Annotated in this window: 13 protein-coding genes and 2 pseudogenes; 6 read left to right on the top strand and 9 right to left on the bottom strand. The window is 46.9% G+C overall.

Annotated elements, in window-relative coordinates; all coding sequences use genetic code 11:
- Positions 1 to 2: 2 nt before the first annotated feature.
- On the bottom strand, positions 3 to 809 hold the full coding sequence (locus SC79_RS01125; protein ID WP_039073504.1) for an alpha/beta fold hydrolase: 807 nt from the start codon (positions 807 to 809) through the stop codon (positions 3 to 5).
- Positions 810 to 1,013: 204 nt separating this feature from the next.
- Here SC79_RS01125 and SC79_RS01120 point away from each other — a divergent pair, with 204 nt between their 5' ends.
- The gene (locus SC79_RS01120) at positions 1,014 to 1,652 is read left to right on the top strand and encodes a pentapeptide repeat-containing protein (protein WP_039073503.1); all 639 of its coding nucleotides are present in this window, start codon (positions 1,014 to 1,016) and stop codon (positions 1,650 to 1,652) included.
- Positions 1,653 to 1,659: 7 nt separating this feature from the next.
- On the opposite strand, the gene pdxR is transcribed toward SC79_RS01120, so the two are convergent.
- On the bottom strand, positions 1,660 to 3,114 hold the full coding sequence (pdxR, locus tag SC79_RS01115; RefSeq protein ID WP_039073502.1) for a MocR-like pyridoxine biosynthesis transcription factor PdxR: 1,455 nt from the start codon (positions 3,112 to 3,114) through the stop codon (positions 1,660 to 1,662).
- An 82-nt stretch (positions 3,115 to 3,196) separates the two neighbouring features.
- On the opposite strand from pdxR, the pseudogene SC79_RS01110 reads away from it, so the two are divergent.
- Positions 3,197 to 3,846, top strand: a pseudogene (locus SC79_RS01110) (LysE/ArgO family amino acid transporter).
- Positions 3,847 to 3,895: 49 nt separating this feature from the next.
- Positions 3,896 to 4,405, top strand: a complete 510-nt coding sequence (locus SC79_RS01105; RefSeq protein ID WP_039073500.1) for a DinB family protein — start codon at positions 3,896 to 3,898, stop codon at positions 4,403 to 4,405.
- Between the two features lie 51 nt (positions 4,406 to 4,456).
- On the opposite strand, the gene SC79_RS01100 is transcribed toward SC79_RS01105, so the two are convergent.
- The 4 genes from SC79_RS01100 to SC79_RS01085 all read right to left on the bottom strand — a co-directional run bounded on the left by SC79_RS01100 (position 4,457) and on the right by SC79_RS01085 (position 7,587).
- Positions 4,457 to 5,485, bottom strand: coding sequence for a Gfo/Idh/MocA family oxidoreductase (locus tag SC79_RS01100; RefSeq protein ID WP_039073499.1), 1,029 nt, complete (start codon positions 5,483 to 5,485; stop codon positions 4,457 to 4,459).
- Positions 5,470 to 5,613, bottom strand: coding sequence for a hypothetical protein (locus SC79_RS21110; RefSeq protein ID WP_180298679.1), 144 nt, complete (start codon positions 5,611 to 5,613; stop codon positions 5,470 to 5,472). The genes SC79_RS01100 and SC79_RS21110 overlap by 16 nt, the downstream gene beginning before the upstream one ends.
- Before the next feature lie 70 nt (positions 5,614 to 5,683).
- A complete protein-coding gene (locus SC79_RS01090; protein WP_039073497.1) occupies positions 5,684 to 6,706 on the bottom strand; it encodes a LacI family DNA-binding transcriptional regulator in 1,023 nt (340 codons plus the stop codon).
- A gap of 17 nt (positions 6,707 to 6,723) precedes the next feature.
- Complete coding sequence (locus SC79_RS01085; protein WP_010329320.1) at positions 6,724 to 7,587, bottom strand: AraC family transcriptional regulator; 864 nt, start codon at positions 7,585 to 7,587, stop codon at positions 6,724 to 6,726.
- Positions 7,588 to 7,710: 123 nt separating this feature from the next.
- Between SC79_RS01085 and SC79_RS01080 the strand changes: the two genes are divergently transcribed.
- A complete protein-coding gene (locus SC79_RS01080; protein WP_039073495.1) occupies positions 7,711 to 9,078 on the top strand; it encodes an MATE family efflux transporter in 1,368 nt (455 codons plus the stop codon).
- 30 nt (positions 9,079 to 9,108) lie between these two features.
- On the opposite strand, the pseudogene SC79_RS01075 reads toward SC79_RS01080, so the two are convergent.
- Positions 9,109 to 9,938, bottom strand: a pseudogene (locus tag SC79_RS01075) (phytoene/squalene synthase family protein).
- A 209-nt stretch (positions 9,939 to 10,147) separates the two neighbouring features.
- Here SC79_RS01075 and SC79_RS01070 point away from each other — a divergent pair.
- Positions 10,148 to 10,615 (top strand): DinB family protein, encoded by a 468-nt coding sequence (locus SC79_RS01070; RefSeq protein ID WP_039073493.1) that lies wholly within the window; start codon positions 10,148 to 10,150, stop codon positions 10,613 to 10,615.
- Positions 10,616 to 10,758: 143 nt separating this feature from the next.
- Here the strand turns inward: SC79_RS01070 and asnB are convergent, their stop codons facing one another.
- Complete coding sequence (asnB, locus tag SC79_RS01065; protein ID WP_039073492.1) at positions 10,759 to 12,603, bottom strand: asparagine synthase (glutamine-hydrolyzing); 1,845 nt, start codon at positions 12,601 to 12,603, stop codon at positions 10,759 to 10,761.
- Positions 12,604 to 12,772: 169 nt separating this feature from the next.
- Here asnB and SC79_RS01060 point away from each other — a divergent pair, with 169 nt between their 5' ends.
- Positions 12,773 to 13,330 carry a DUF2777 domain-containing protein gene (locus SC79_RS01060; RefSeq protein WP_039073491.1) on the top strand — a complete coding sequence of 186 codons (558 nt, stop codon included), beginning with the start codon at positions 12,773 to 12,775 and terminating at the stop codon, positions 13,328 to 13,330.
- Positions 13,331 to 13,361: 31 nt separating this feature from the next.
- Here SC79_RS01060 and SC79_RS01055 read toward each other — a convergent pair whose 3' ends face one another.
- Positions 13,362 to 16,043 (bottom strand): peptidase S8, encoded by a 2,682-nt coding sequence (locus SC79_RS01055; protein ID WP_039073490.1) that lies wholly within the window; start codon positions 16,041 to 16,043, stop codon positions 13,362 to 13,364.
- Positions 16,044 to 16,196 lie beyond the last annotated feature (153 nt).

The following is a 16,196-nucleotide window of genomic DNA, read 5'->3' as shown; positions in this document are numbered from 1 at the left end:
TCTTATGATTTGGCGAATTGCGCAATCAAACGGTTCATCTTCTCTTTTTCCTCATAAAAAGCGCCGTGCCCACTGTTTGCAAACGGAACCAATTCCGACTGCTTGATGCCGCGCTTCAATTCTTTCGCGAAATCAAACGGCGCAATTTGATCCTTACTCCCGTGCAGGATCAGTGCTGGAACTTTGATTGACACAAGATCCTTTCTGAGATCCTCGTCTCTTAATGCATGGCCTGAGCGGATCGTCCCGTAGGAGGAAGCCTCCAGCATCAAATGGAGAAACCACCGCCTGAGCTCTGGTGATACCTCTTTCTCAAAAAATTGTTTCCCTAAATCATCCAGCGTTTTTGGCCGATCCATTTTGAATTGTTCAATCATATCGTCAATATCCTGCTTCCTCATCCCGTACGGATAACCCGGGCGTTTTGTAAATGCGGGCGCCGCTGCTGACAATAAAATCAGCTTATCAATATCGGCTCCATCATGCCTTGCCATATAACGGATGGCAATGGCGCCGCCCATCGAAAAACCGGCAAGCACCGCGTTTTCAAGCTGCAGCGTATAAATGACTGCCTTCACATCGTCGGCCATCGTATCATAATCGTAGCCTTCCCAAGGGCGGTCAGATTGCCCATATCCCCGGAAATCAATGCCAATAAAACGAAATCCTCTTTTCGGAAGCTCATTCATTTGATATTCAAACATCTTATGATTCAACGGCCACCCGTGCAAAAAGATGATCGGCCTTCCATGCCCGATATCCTCTACAAACAATGTGACATGCTCCTCGGTTTTGACGTAATGCCCCATTTCGCATTCCTCCTGTTCCCTTTTCTTTCCCGGCCTGTAAACGCCTTGACGCACAGGAAGCTTTCCATTTATGCTTACAAAACAAGCGGGCTGCTGTACCAAGAAAAGGCTCTTCACGATTCACTATATGTAGCAATCCCCGTAACGATCTATTAAATTGATCCCGAAGACGTCTGGTTTTCGGGCAGCAAAGGATGTCATCGTATGAATAAAATAGTGATTCAAAAACCGCACATACCGGAAAGCCTGCAAACCGCAGATTTTCATGAAACCGTGACACAGGATGATGTGGTCAGCATGCATTTGTTTCAAAATTGCACAATCTGTGGCGAAGATATCGACAGACTTTGTGTGGAAAAAACGCTTTTCAGAAATGTCGTGTTTATTGATGTGTCTTTCCGGCATATTGAATTGACCGATGTGATCTTTGAAAAATGTGATCTGTCAAACGCCGATTTCAGCGGAGCTGTCATTCACAGAACTTCCATTAAGCAATCCAAAATGGTTGGAATGAATGTGGCGGAATCAACGCTGCGGAATGTGTCATTCGAGGAGTGCCACGGACATTTCAGCTCATTTTCGTACTCAAATATGAAACAAGTTCGATTTGATCGCTGCGCCCTTTTGCAAAGTGAGTGCAGCAATACGATGCTCCAGCACACACACTTTGACGGATGCGAACTGGAAGGTGCGAACTTTTCCGGCACGTCCCTTCAAAACATGGACATCAGCACGTGCCGCTTTGACCAGCTTCATGTCTCTCTCGACAAATTGAAAGGCTGCAAAATCGCGCCGGAGCACGCGATTGCTTTTGCCAGGTCGCTTGGAGCTGTCATTGTATAACAAACGCTTAAGACATCATCAGGCGTCGGGCTGTATCAGCTGCCGCTTGAATGCCCTTTTCCAAATCCGCAAGAGATGCATAAGAATATGACAGCCTGATGCTGCTTCGCTCTTCGCCGTTGTAAATAGAACCGGGATTCACCAGCACCTGCTGTTTCAGCAGTTCATGAAAGAAATGGCTGACAGGCAAGGGTTTGTGAAATGTCACCCATATATAAAAGCCGCCTGCCGGAATCCGCCACGTGGCGATGTCTCCGGCATACCGCTTGAGAAACTGAACTGCCGCGTCTCTCTTTTGTTTTAAGACCCCGCGTATCCAAGTCAGATGCTTTTCATAATGCCCCTGCGACAGCCATTCGGCGGCCGCCCACTGGGACAATCCGCTCGAGCCGTAGTCTGTCTGCATTTTAATGTCGGCCAGCCGTTCAATGACCGGCTCCGGTCCGGCCAGCCAACCGATTCGAAGGCCAGGGCTCACTGTTTTTGAAAACGTGCCCACATATAAAACATTGCCTTCATGATCCATTGCTTTTAACGGCTGTGCCGGTTTTTCTTCAAACCATAAATCACCGTACGCATCATCCTCAATAATCGGCAGCTGCTCTTTTTTTGACAGGCCGATGATCTCTTTCCTTCGCTGCTCTGACATGACAGTGCCCGTCGGATTATGAAACGACGGTATGGTGTAAAGCAGCTGTCCCCCGTATTGTTTTCGATAAGAAGAAACCAGCCCCGTTTTGATTCCCGATTCATCCATCGGCAAGCCGCGAAGCCGCATCCCCGCTGATTGAAACACATGCAATGATTGAAGGTAGGACGGCTTTTCGGTCAAAATGACAGAACCTCGTTTTAAAAGCCCGATCGAGATGAGCTGAAGCGCCTGAAGTGCCCCGGACACAATGAAAATCGCTGACGGTGATACATGGATCTGCTTGCTTTTTAAATGATCCGCCACCGCCTCCCTCAACTTAGGATTTCCTTTCGGCTGCTCGTATCCTAAAGACAGGGCGTGCGGATTGATCTGCTGAAACATCCGGCGCATTGTGTCAACAGGCAGCAGATCCGGTGAAAGCTCCCCTGTGCCTAATCTGATGATATCCGCTCTTGGTTCGTTTTGATGAATCCCCTGAATGATAGAAGAATTTGGGTGATGAATGCCCGAACGGACGTAATCGTTCCAATCTAGCGGAGGCTCAGCCGCCAGCACGCTCCACGTACTGTTTACAACCTTCGTGCCCCCGCCCCTTCTCCCCTCTAACAGGCCTTGAGAAGTGAGTTCATCAATGGCTGCTGTCACTGTGCTGCGGTTCACTTGAAACATATCGGCCAGCGTTCTCTGCGAAGGAATTTTCGTCCCCACAGCCCACTCTCCGTGAAGAATTTTATCTTTTATGTATTGTTCGATCTGCCGATGCAGCGGAACATCCGAATATCGGCTTGGCTGCCATTGCGTCAAGGTCATCCCCCCTCTTTTCTTCACATTATACATTTGGCTGGTTCTCAACCCAACCAAATGGCCGGTGACTCGGGAAAAAATCTCCCTTATGATTGAAAAAACAGATGTGAAAGGAGTTTTTTCAGCATGAATGCAATCATTCACGGAGTTGTGCTTGCCTTTGGCCTCATTTTGCCGCTGGGAGCGCAGAATGTATTTATTTTTCAGCAAGGGGCGTGGCAAAGGCATATTTGGCGGGCACTTCCTGCCATCATCAGCGCTTCTGTCTGCGATACTCTGTTAATTGTTTTAGCTGTTGCTGGCGTATCTGTCATCGTCCAGCAGCTGCCTGTGTTTGAAACAGTGATGATGGCCGGCGGATTTTTGTTTCTCCTCTATATGGGCTGGGTGACTTGGAACAGCCGTCCGGAAGCAAACCAAAATGAGGAAAATACGTTCACAGCTAAAAAACAAGCTGCGTTTGCGGCCGCCGTTTCTCTTTTAAATCCGCACGCTATTCTGGACACGATCGGCGTCATTGGCACGAGCTCGCTCCAATACTCTGGGAATGAGAAATGGCTCTTTATGGCCGCATGCATCGCTGTGTCTTGGATTTGGTTTATCAGTCTTGCGATAGCGGGACGGCTGTTTCAGACAATGGATACAAGCGGCAGGCTTATGCTGATCGTAAACAAATGCTCGGCAGTTGTAATGTGGATAGCAGCAGGATATTTCGGGGCATCATTATTCAGAAATTAAAGGAAAAACAAAAGAGACAGCGAATGTCATAGAAAAGGAGGCAATGCTGATGACTGATGCTAAACAGTTTTATGACTACCACGCGTGGGCAAACAAGCGAATATTCAATCATATCGAAAACCTGCCAGAGGAAACAGCTTATCAAGAAGTACAAAGCGTATTCCCTTCTATCAGCGATGTGCTGCTTCATATGTGCAGGGCTGACTACATTTGGCTGAAGACTCTTTCAGGAGCAACCTACCAAGAGGTGATAGACAGCGTCGGAAAATTCGAGGCCGCGCATCGTAATTTGGCAGTGATAAAAGAGCATGTTTCTGAACTGGAGGCACAGTATCACGATTTCTTCAGCCGCCAGACGGACTTTGAACAGCAGGTCTTATTTCAGCATCCGACACACGGGACACTGGCAACAACTTATACAGGGGTCATCCTGCATGTCGTCAATCACGGCACGTATCATAGAGGGAACGTGACCGCTATGCTGAGACAGCTTGGCCATTCAGGCGTACCTACTGATTATGTGTACTATTTATATGAAAAGAAAGAAAGCAAGGGCTAAACTGTCCTTGCTTTTTTGATCGCAAAGAGGTACGTGCGGGAGTGCCGACGTCTATAAACGAATATGAGCACGATTCACATCCAGCTGTACAGGCCTGCCGGTTCGATACGAATGGGTCGCGGCAATGCCCACTTCTAAATTGATCGTTGCATCGACATCTGTCACGATCGGTGTTTTTCCATCCCGCACACACTCGGCAAAATGCTGCAGCTCTAAGCAGTAGGCTTCATGAAAACGAGTTTGAAAGTCTGGAATAATGTCATAGCTGCTCCCTTTCGCCGACAGGATGGTCACATGTTGGTTTCTCAATGTCCCTATGAAAATACTCCCCTCTGTCCCGATAACCTCCGCTCGAATGTCATGTCCGTATGGAGAGGTTCTGCTTGCCTCGACATCTCCCGCAGCACCCGAGTCAAATTCTAAATACGTCAGCGCCTGATCCACATCGCCATACTGCTCCATAAACGGATTCTTCAGTATCCTGCCGTGTCCCGAAACAGAAGTAATCTCCGCTCCTAGCAAATAACGGGCCATATCATAGTCATGGATGGAGCAGTCTATAAAGATCCCGCCGCTGTGTTTGATAAACGCTGCCGGAGGCGCTCCCTGGTCACGCGTAAAGCCTTTATAATAGATGGGTTTGCCGATTTCTCCAGCGTCGATCCGCCGTTTGGCATCTGCGTACGCGGGATCGAATCGCCTCATAAAGCCGACTTGGCAAATGACGCCGGTCTCTTTCACTTTTTCAGAAACCGCTTTTGATTCCTCAAGTCTTAATGTTAACGGTTTTTCAACGAAGATGTGCTTTCCGTTCTCCGCTGCTTTGATGATCATATCGCCATGTGTGCTTGTCGGCGTTACGATAATGACAGCGTCAATGCCGGGATCTTCTAACAGCTCATTCGGGTTCTCAGACCATTTTTCGATACCGAATTCTTTGGCAACCTGCTCCGCTCTCCCTTTCATCGGATCAGCGACACTGACCAGCTTTGCCCCCAGAACACGGGTGACGAGATTTTTCGCATGATCATAGCCGAGCCGTCCTAATCCTAATACCGCGCATCTTACTTGATGTTCCACGTCCCATCCTCTCCTTTACCGCATTTTTGAACCGCTTCAGGAAAGCGCTTTCTTACAATAGCTAAAAAAACAGCGCTCCAAACCGCTTTCACACCTTGCGCAAGCGCTTTCTCAAAAGGTGGTTTCATTTTACAATGTCTTATGCCTGCACGCAATATGTTTTTTGGCTTCAACTGTCAACATGAAAAAACCCGCTCATTAGCGGGCTCGTGTTTTGAGCGTTGATGTGGAATGCCTGACCACAAGCTCAGGCGGCAGCACGATTTTTTGTTTCATCTTTCGTTTTCCTTCGATGGCTTCGGCCAGCAGCTCGATGACGCACTGTCCCATATCTTTAATCGGCTGGGCCACGGTCGTCAGGGGCGGGGCCGCCATTTCTGCAAGTATCGTGTTATCAAAACCGATGATGGAAAGGTCATCCGGCACTTTTATGCCTCTTATCCTCGCAGCTTGTATGGCGGCGCAGGCCAGTACGTCGTTGAAGGCAAAAATAGCCGTCGGGGCGTTCCTGTCCAGCAATTTTCCCGCTTCTTCTTTGCCGCTTTCCAAAGAAAACCGTGTCGGAACGATAAGCGATTCATCGACAGGCACGTTCGCCTCCTCCATCGCCTGGCGGAAGCCTTTGATCCTGTTTTTTTCACCCGTTGTTGATCCGTCCCCAACAATGCAGGCGATGTTCGTATGCCCGAGTGACAGCAGGTGCTTGGCTGCCTCATAACCGCCGCGAACGTCATCCATGACAACAATATCCATCGGAAGCAGCGGCTTATCCTGCGAAATCATCGCAAGCGGAATTTGTTCGCTGGCGATTTCCTCCAAAGCAGACATGCTGTCATGATTCTCAATCCCAGTCGCAAAAATAATGCCATCCACTTTTTTCTGCTTCAGCACTGAAAAATACTTTGTTTCTTTTTTCGGATCGTAATCAGTGCTGCAAATCATCATTTGAAAACCGAGCTCATCCGCCTTTTCCTCAATGCTTTTGGCCAGTTCGCCGTAAAACGGGTTTGAAATATCTGGCGTCACAAGCGCAATCATATTCGTTCGTTTTCCCGTCAACGCCGCGGCATGGACATTGGGCGTATACGCCATTTCCTTCATGACATTGATCACCTTCTGCCGCGTTTTGCCGCTGATTCTGCCGGTATTGTTAATGACACGCGACACCGTTGTAATCGAGACCCCCGCCGCCCTTGCCACATCGTAAATGGTCGTTTTCATATTCATCCCTCGTCTGGTTATTGAACTTTCCGGCTGACAATTTTCCGGTATTCAATTGGTGAAATGCCTTCTATCTGCTTAAAGAGTTTGGAAAAGTATGTCGGGTCTTCCATTCCGACCGTTTCCGCAATGACGCCCATTTTATCGTTTGTAGAGGATAGAAGACGCTTCGCTTCCGTCATTCTCACCCGGTTCGTGTATTGTGCCGGGGTAACGCCGAGCACCTGTTGCATGCAGCGGCTCACATAATCCTGATGATAGTGAAGGGCGAGTGATAGATCTTTGATTGTTGTTTTTTCCTTATAATGCTCCTGTAAGTACCGGGCCGCCTCCCAGGCAACCCGCTCTTTCGCAGACGGAATTTGAAACGCCTCTTTTTGAAGATGCAGCATCAGCTCCTCAAATAAGATTTGTTTTCTAAGCGGCAAATCGGAGTTTTCCGCGGAGTAATCGATCAGCCTTTCAAACTGCTGCGCCATAAACTGCGGGCGCTGCACCTTGCCTTTTCTCGGCAAAGCCAGTCCGTAGCGGGCCGGCTCCACGAAGCTCCCTTTCTCCTGTTGCAGCTCAGACCAATTGCTGCCTCCCTTTGCCGTCAATTCATATCGGTTTTCATCAAAGTGAAGCCAATAATAGGAGGTCGCTTCATCACTGCCCTTCGTTCCATAGTGTTCAAGACCGGGAGAAAGCAAGATGTACTCGCCTCCCTCTACAGAGAACGATTGTTCATTTTCCGTTATATATAACGTTCCCTGCTTGACGTATATCAGGTCAAACACAGAGAATACGCGTTTTACATGGGTTTCTCCCCTTTTAAAAACCCCTTCTCCGGCTGCGATAAATACCGGGAATGGGGGAACTGTAAACTGGATGCGGGGCAATTTGGTCATCCTCCTTTTTAAGTCGGATTTTTGCAAGAAGTATCGTTTCTCTCCCTTTTTATTATAAGGAAATGGAGGTACACTTTAAAACGTTGATTTTATTTACGAAAGGGGTTAGACACAATGAAACAAGCTGTCTTCAAATCAACTGCTTTGAAAAAACCCGCTGACAAGTCGTTTTCCTTATTTACGCTTACTTGGCCGATCTTTATTGAGGTCTCATTATATATGTTTATGGGTAATGCCGATACACTGATGCTCAGCCAATACTCAGACAACAGCGTGGCAGCAGTCGGCGTCAGCAACCAGATTTTGAATTTAATTATCGTGATGTTCAGCTTTATCGCAACAGGAACGACCGTAATCATTTCACAATTTTTAGGGTCACGGCAAAAGAAAGAAGCCATGGAAGTCGCTTATGTGTCAATCGGCGCCAACTTCTTCATCAGCCTTGCCATCAGCGCCCTCGTCTTTTTCGCGGCGGTCCCTCTCCTTCATATGATGGGATTATCAAACGAACTGATGCCTGATGCGAAAGTCTTCTTACAAGTTGTCGGAGGTCTGTCCTTTATTCAAGCTTTAATCATGACATTCAGCGCGATCTTAAAAAGCTATGGTTATACAAAAGATACGATGTTTGTCACAATCGGCATGAACCTTTTCAATATTGCCGGAAACTTTATTGTGATTTTCGGACTGTTTGGCTTTCCTGTTCTCGGCGTTACCGGTGTGGCCATATCCACATCTATCGCCCGCGTCATCGGATTAATCGCGATGATTGTCATTGTCAACAAACGCATTCAGCTTAAGATGTCACTGAAAAAAGTCTTTCATATGCATAAAGAGCATTTGCGCAAGCTGCTGAAAATCGGCATCCCTTCTGCGGGAGAACAGCTTTCATACAACCTGTCGCAAATGATTGTCACTTATTTTATCGCCATCATGGGCGCGCAGGCTTTAACAACAAAAGTGTACACGCAAAATATTACGATGTTTATTTTGCTGTTCGGCACCGCGATCAGCCAAGGCACGCAAATTTTAATCGGCCGCTATATCGGCGGCAAACAGTTTGACGCCGCTTATGAGCGCTGCATGAAGAGCTTATATTGGGCACTCGGAATTGCCGCGGCAACATCAGTTTTAATGACGATCTTTTCAAAAAACCTGATCGGCATCTTTACACAAAGCCCTGATATTATCGCGACTGCGAGCCTTTTGATTGCGATGACGATTATTCTTGAACCGGGCCGTTCATTTAACGTCGTCATAATCAACTCCTTGCGGGCGGCTGGCGATGCGAAATTCCCTGTCTACATGGCCATGATTTCGATGTGGGGCATCGGGCTCCCTCTTGCTTATCTATTCGGCATCCACCTCGGTTTCGGTCTTGCCGGCATTTGGATTTCCTTTATCGCGGACGAATGGGTCCGGGGAATCTTAATGTATAGAAGATGGCGCTCACGCATCTGGATTCAAAAAGGTATGGCATAACACCCGGCACAAACAAGGCCGGGTGTTTTTTTATATGTCGGACAGAATCCCCTTCGCTTCGTTCTCCGTGACCTCGTATTGCTGGCGAAAGACATCGTGCTGCGCCGACCGGATTTTTTCTAAAACAGCACGGTGCAAACGAAGAGCGGCTTTCACCGTTTTTTGAGAATACTGCGGACATAGCGGCAAGGCATCCTGACACTCCTCAAGGTAGGCTTCCGCTTCAAAAGCGATATACTCCCATGTCATTGTGAACGGCTTATTGACGGTTCCCTTCTGAAGATCGTCCTCTGTATAGCCGAATTGCTGCATCACCTGCCGGGGGATGCGGTTTTTTTGCTGTTGGCTCGTGCCGAGATCACGTAAGGTTCGAATCAGCTGTATAGCCAAGCCGAGAGAGACGGCTGCTTGTTTGAGCTGATCTTGGTTTCGGCGTGTCAGTATCGGCAGCAGCATCAATCCAGCCGCACCGCCCGTCTGATATGCATGCATGAGCAGTTCATCAAGGCTTTCGAACGGTTTATCTTCCGCTTTCTGTGCGGCAAAGAACTCACGAAATGGCTCGCTGTCCAATGTAAAGGTCTGGTACGCATGGCTAAAAGCCTTCCACAAAAAATGATTCCCGTTATATGTCCCGGAAAAAACCTGTTCCGCCTCAGCTTCAATGGCAGATAACGCGTTCTCATCCGCATTGGCCGCCGTATGGCAAAACGACAGTACCGCCCAAGCAGCTTGTCTTTGCTTCAGCGGGAGAAATGAGAATGCTTTGAAACAGGCTGGCGCGCATTCGCTGACGATCTGCCCGCACTGCTGATAGGCTTCTTTTATCTCTTTCATTTCTTTTCACTCCTATGTATCACTGCTTCTTCCAGTCTATTATGTTTTTTCCCAATTGTATATGAAGAAAAAGCCGATTCAAACTCTTTGTAAAAGGTAAGTGAGTATGTTTTTATGATGACAGCTACACTTGTCTTTCATGTCACAGGCAGGTTACTTCAATAAAAAGAGGAATGTAAGGGGGGAAAAGGATAATTGTTATTTGATGTATTCTATTAGTGGAGTGATGTGAATGATAAAATTTTTTGAGTATAACTGGCAGGTAAGGGATCAATGGTTTACTTGGTGTCATCAACTAACCACTGAAGAGTTGCTGAAAAATCGTCTTGGTGGAGTAGGAAGTATTTTATATACCCTTTTTCATATTATTGACGTGGAATATAGTTGGATTCGTGCTATCCAAGGGAAAGAAGATATCGTTGTTCAGTTCGCTGATTATCATACACTAGATCAGGTTAAATCCCTTTCAAATCGTTTCCGGACTGACATTATTGACTTTTTAGACACATATGCAGATGACATAAAAGATGAACTTGTAAGCGTTCCTTGGGATAAAGAGGTTTTATATACGAGAGATGATATATTGCACCATATCATAGCTCACGAAATTCACCATATCGGCCAACTTTCTGTATGGGCCCGGGAATTAAAATTAAGCCCCATATCAGCTCATTTCATCGGGAGAAGATTGAACTATTGAAGTAACAGAGGACTTTCGCGCAACAAGCCGTGCTTCAATATTAAAAAGGATAAGCAGAGCATATTTTCTGCCCACCTATCCTTTTTTAGTTTATAAGTCTGACATTCCATTGGGAACCTTGTAGATCATCATGTTAAATATCTTTATCCTTCATCAATATCAATGCGATACGCTTCAAACCATGTATGGATCTGAGCTAGATGGGCGATCAGCTGAGGCCCCTTCATAAGCTGCCCGAACCACGGAACCTTGAAGGAGGAGCCTTCCGTTTCTAAAAGCTGATCCAATTGTTTTCTGTCCAGCAGCGTATGGAGCACGGAGTCTTTTTGGTTTCTGATCGTTTTCAGCCATTCACTGACGCCTTTTGTATATTCCGGGTGGTGTGTTTTCGGATACGGGCTTTTTTTGCGATACAGAATGTCATCTGGCAAAATGCCCTCGAGCGCTTTGCGCAAAATGCCTTTTTCCCGGTTGTCATGCATTTTCATTTCCCATGGGATATTCCACACATATTCTACGAGCCGGTGATCAGCGAACGGCACCCGCACTTCAAGGCTCGCTCCCATGCTCATGCGGTCCTTCCGATCCAAAAGGTTTGTCATAAACCAAAGCATATTTAAATAGAAAAGCTGTCTTCTTGCTTTGTCCACACCCGTTTCTCCGTCTAATAATGGCGTTTCCGCCAAGGTTTCTTCGTATTTGGCATTTACGTATTCTTTGAGATTCAATTTTTTCTGCCATGATTCAGAAAGCAGCTTGATCCGTTCCTCTGTCGATCTCATCCATGGAAAGCCCGACTCCACGTCTGCCGTATGGAACCACGGATAACCTCCGAAAATCTCATCCGCGCACTCTCCCGACAGGCTGACGACAAAGTCCTTTTTGATTTCCCGGCAAAACCACAACAGGGATGAGTCGACATCAGCCATTCCCGGCAAGTCTTTGACCAGCACGGCTTCCTCCAAATGATCGACGAGATTCTTTTGGCTGATAACGCATTTGTGGTGCGTTGTGCCGAAGGCCTCTGTCATTTTTTCGATCCAAGGCCCATCATCATTCGGCTGAAAAGCGCTTGCTTGAAAAAATTTATCGTTCTCTTCGTAATCAATCGAATAAGTATGAAGCGGCGCATTTCCTTCCTTTTCAAAATGGCCTGCCGCAACCGCCGTAATGGCGCTTGAGTCCAGTCCGCCTGATAGGAACGTACAAACCGGCACATCCGATACAAGCTGCCGCGTCACCGCGTCCTGAAACAACGATCTGACATTGGCAACCGTGTCATCAAAACGATCCGTATGGTGTTGGCTTTCAACATTCCAATAACGCCAAATATTCAGTCCGTCTTTGGAAAACGTCAGCGCGTGAGCCGGACGGACTTCTTTTATGCCTTTAAATACACCAGTGCCCGGTGTTCTGGACGGTCCGAGCCCGAAAATTTCAGAAAGCCCTGTTCTGTCCACTCGCGCTTTGATCTCAGGGTGCGCGAGGATCGCTTTGATCTCTGACCCAAAGAGAAAAGAAGATCCTTGCTCCGTATAAAAAAACGGCTTCACGCCGAGACGGTCTCTCGCGGCAAACATGAGATCGCGCTTTTCATCCCACACAGCAAAAGCGAATATGCCATTGAGATGGTCTACACAGTCTTCCTGCCATTCAATGTAGCTGTGCAACAGCACCTCGGTATCTGATGTCCGCTCGAACTGATGGCCCCGCGCCCGCAATTCTTTGCGCAGATCCTCCGTGTTATACAGCTCGCCATTGTAAATAATGGTGTACGTATCCCCTTGAAAGGTGCATGCCATCGGCTGGCGCCCGCCTTCAATATCCACGACCGCCAGCCTTTTATGTCCGAATAAAACATGGTGCTCTCCCCAAACGCTAGAATCATCAGGCCCCCGTTTGGAAAGAGTGTCTGTCATTCTATTCATCGTTTGTTTGTTCTGGACGAGCTGCTTTTTAAAATCGACCCAACCCGTAATTCCACACATGTGATATCAGCTCCAATCCCGTTTCTTTCATAACAAATTCGTTTCTTTCAGCACCTTAGTAAGTTTATGCATCTATAGGCAGATAGTTGATTTGTCCATAAAAGAGTTGTATGGGACAGGCTTGAATTGGAAAGAAAAGAGAGGAAAGAAGAAAAAGGAGACAACATTGATGAAACGGAAACAATTATTATATAAAGAAGAACGAAAATGGGAATACGGCATCATTTTTATTGAAGAGGGCATCTGTTTAATCGAAACCGGAGAAGGCGAGATCCTTCTCGCGGACAGTCTCCATCACAGCCCAATCTGGATTCATCATAAAGGAAAGTGGGAGCAGGCCAGCTTTCAGAAGCAATTGGTTCTATCATGCGGTGAAGAAAACATCTCCCTTTCTGGCGGAGAGCGCATTCGTTATGAAAAATCAGTCAAGCGGCCGCTCATCGCGCTTTTGGATTCGCTTGATGACGAAACCTTTCTCGCATTTTTACAGCACTTGCACAGTTTTGGCTTATCGGTATTCGATTGTGTGTTCTCTTATAATAAAGGCGTCTTTTCGAATACACCTGCGGAGCAGGGTGTTTCTTTTTATCATTTTTCAAACGACACCGCCCAATGCGCGATGCAGCATCACTACAGCCATGACGGGACAGGAGACCGGTTCGAATGGACAGCTTCAAATGGAAAGCGGTCCATTATGTATTCTGCCGTCCAGCGGGGGCGCAAATAAAAAAAGCGGTGCAGGGAGCACCGCTTTTAGATTACTTTTCAACAACAACTTTTACATCCTTGCTTTCTTTTTTGTCTGGGTCAGCAGCCGTGACGTACAGCACCGTTCCGGCTTTTTGTTTTTTGATTTTCACTGAAAATGTTCCTTTCGCGTCAGCTGTGGCAGAAGCAATGACTTTCTTTGATTTGTTTTTCACTCTGATCATCGCTTTGCTGTTCGCCTTTCCTTTCACAGCCGTATCCTTCGCTTTCATCGCGTTTACTTTCGGTGTGCCCGAAGGTTTCCCTTTGACAACGACAACTTTATACGAGGTTTTTGCATCGCCTTTTGCCGCTTTCACATACAGCACTTGATCCTGTTTTTGAGTCGGAATATTGACCTTGAACGCACCGTCTTTTCCAGCTTTGGCGCTGCCGAGTTTTTTCTTGCCGTTCATGACCTCGATAAGCGTGCCTTCCTTCGCGCTTCCTCTGACAGCTGTTTGTGTGTTTTCCAGCTTGTTGACCTTGAGCTGTATATCAACCGCGCTGACAGCCTTCATGACATTTAGCCGCCCGTAACCTGAGTGCCAGTCTACTCCAGGCGTCTTCGGAATGTCAATCGGATCGCCATTATCGTCATACATTTCTTCTTCCTCGCCATCAACGCTTTCAAAGGAAATATCGTCCGCCGTCTTTTTCAAAATATCCTCTGCTTCTGTTCTTTTCAGCTTTGGATTTTGAGCAAACAACAAGCCCGCAGCTGCAGCAGCATATGGCGTCGCCATGGATGTCCCGCTCATGTACGTGACATTTCCGTTCGGCACTAAGCTCGGGATATCAGACCCTGGTGCGGAGATATCAAGACCCTTTCCATAGTTAGAAAAATCCGCGGTCATATCCATGCGGTTCGTTGCTCCGACTGACATCACATATTTAGAAGAAGCCGGATAAGATAAGGAATTGGCCCCGTCATTCCCGCTGGCTGCGGCAATCAAGACATTTTTGTCAGCCGCGTATTTCAATGCAAATTCAAGCACACGGCTATAGCCTCCGCCTAAACTTAAATTAATCACCTTGGCTCCTTTATCAGCAGCATATTTGATGCCGAGGGCAATTTGTTCAGTATCTCCGTAACCTGTAGAATCAAGCACTTTTACGGGGATGATTTTCGCTTTGGCGTTCAATCCAGTCATCGAAAAGCCATTATCGCTTTGGGCGGCGATAATGCCTGCAACGTGTGTCCCATGCCCTTGATCATCCATTGCGTCGTTATTCCGTCCGACAAAATTGCGTCCAAGATCGGTTCTTACTTTTCCTTTTAAATCGGCAAGCGAGCTGTCCACACCAGTGTCTACCACCGCAATCAAGGTATCGTTCAGCTTGCGTTTGGACAGCATGGTGCTGGCAGGCTCGTATTTCACATCCGCGTTTTTGACACCGCCGTTTTCACCATTGTTTTTGAGCGGCCATTGGTAAGGATATTGAATATCGTTTGCCAGGCTCTTGTATTCCTGCACAGGCTCGGCAAACTCTACGTTAGACATTTTGGATAATGTCGCAGCAGCGCTTTTGACCCGTTTTGCGCTTGCCGTATATGTGCCGTTTCGTTTCTCGTCTTTCGGAAGCTCAAATGAATACAGATTGTCAAACAGTTTCTTCGCCTTTTTCACATTGGAAATGTCTTTTTTCGATTGCGCGCTCGCAGAAAACCCCTTCATTTCATTATGTACGGATGAGAGGCTTTTATTGTTCTTCACCTTGAAAATGACCTTTGTTGTCTCAACTTCACTTTTTGCCGCCATTTTGTTTTCTGTTAGAATGTTTCCAGCTGTTTTGCCTTGCAGCTGCTTCATATTGAATCGTTCCGCCTGTTTCTTCATCTTTTCTTTAAGAAAAGACGGAACTGATTGTAAAGCTTTCTCGTATAGCCGATTGATCGCTTTTTGATCCTTTTCAGTTATCTGATATGAAGAAGACGCTCCGTTTTCAGACACATCATCAAACAATGGCTTTAATGTCATAAGATCCTGATAGATTTCATTTCTCGCTGTTTTATTGAATGCGAGCTTCGCCACGATAAACGGCGCCGCTTTGTAGTAAAGGCTAGTCAGCTCTTTGCCTTCAGCTGTTTGGCTCAGCTGCTCATCACGAATCGCTCTCAGCTTGTCCAAGATGCTTTTGCCCGATTTTTTCTGATCGACACTCATTTCCACCGGACATGCTTCTTCCTGTTCTACATCTGACGGCTGCTTATTGGTGCCTTTATACCCAATCGTATACTTGGCTTCCGCAGGTGCTTCTAACGTCCCGCCGTCCTCTGGCTCTTCTTCTCCAAGGTATTCAACTTTTACATAGTAAGGGCCGCCCCACGCGTATGGAAAAACAATGTTGTTTTTTCCATCATCTTCCGAGTAAGAACGGTACATCTCAAACGTTTCATCTTTAAGCGCTTTCTCCTTGCTTGGATATACAGATACATTCAGTACTGAATCACTCTTTACGGACAGTGCCATATGTGAGTTTTTCTGAATATCCGCTTTTCCCGGGGTCACTTTGTACCATTTCACCTGTTCCGGTTCCTTCATTGTGCCTGTTTGTTCTTTGCCGTTTTCCAGAGCAGCCGCCTGATCGATCGCGCCGGCTGCCGCTTTGGTTCCCGGAGAAAAAAGACTGAAGGTCAGTGCAAAAATGAGCACTGCGGCCACAAACGAGCTCCATTTTCTGCGTTTCATGATATCCCTCCTGTAAAATGATGAATCTTCTTGAAGGTATCATAATTTCATAGAACGAGATACCGCCCTAAGGTAATTTTAAGGTTATTTTAAATGTTTTTGGAATATTAGGAAAATAGTAACAAAAAACCCGGCTCCATTCATAGAGCCGGG

This window comes from Bacillus sp. MSP13 (assembly GCF_000815295.1).
Classification (GTDB): domain Bacteria; phylum Bacillota; class Bacilli; order Bacillales; family Bacillaceae; genus Bacillus; species Bacillus vallismortis.
Note: the sequence above shows the minus strand (reverse complement) of the source record. Positions and strands in the feature narration are given on the sequence as shown.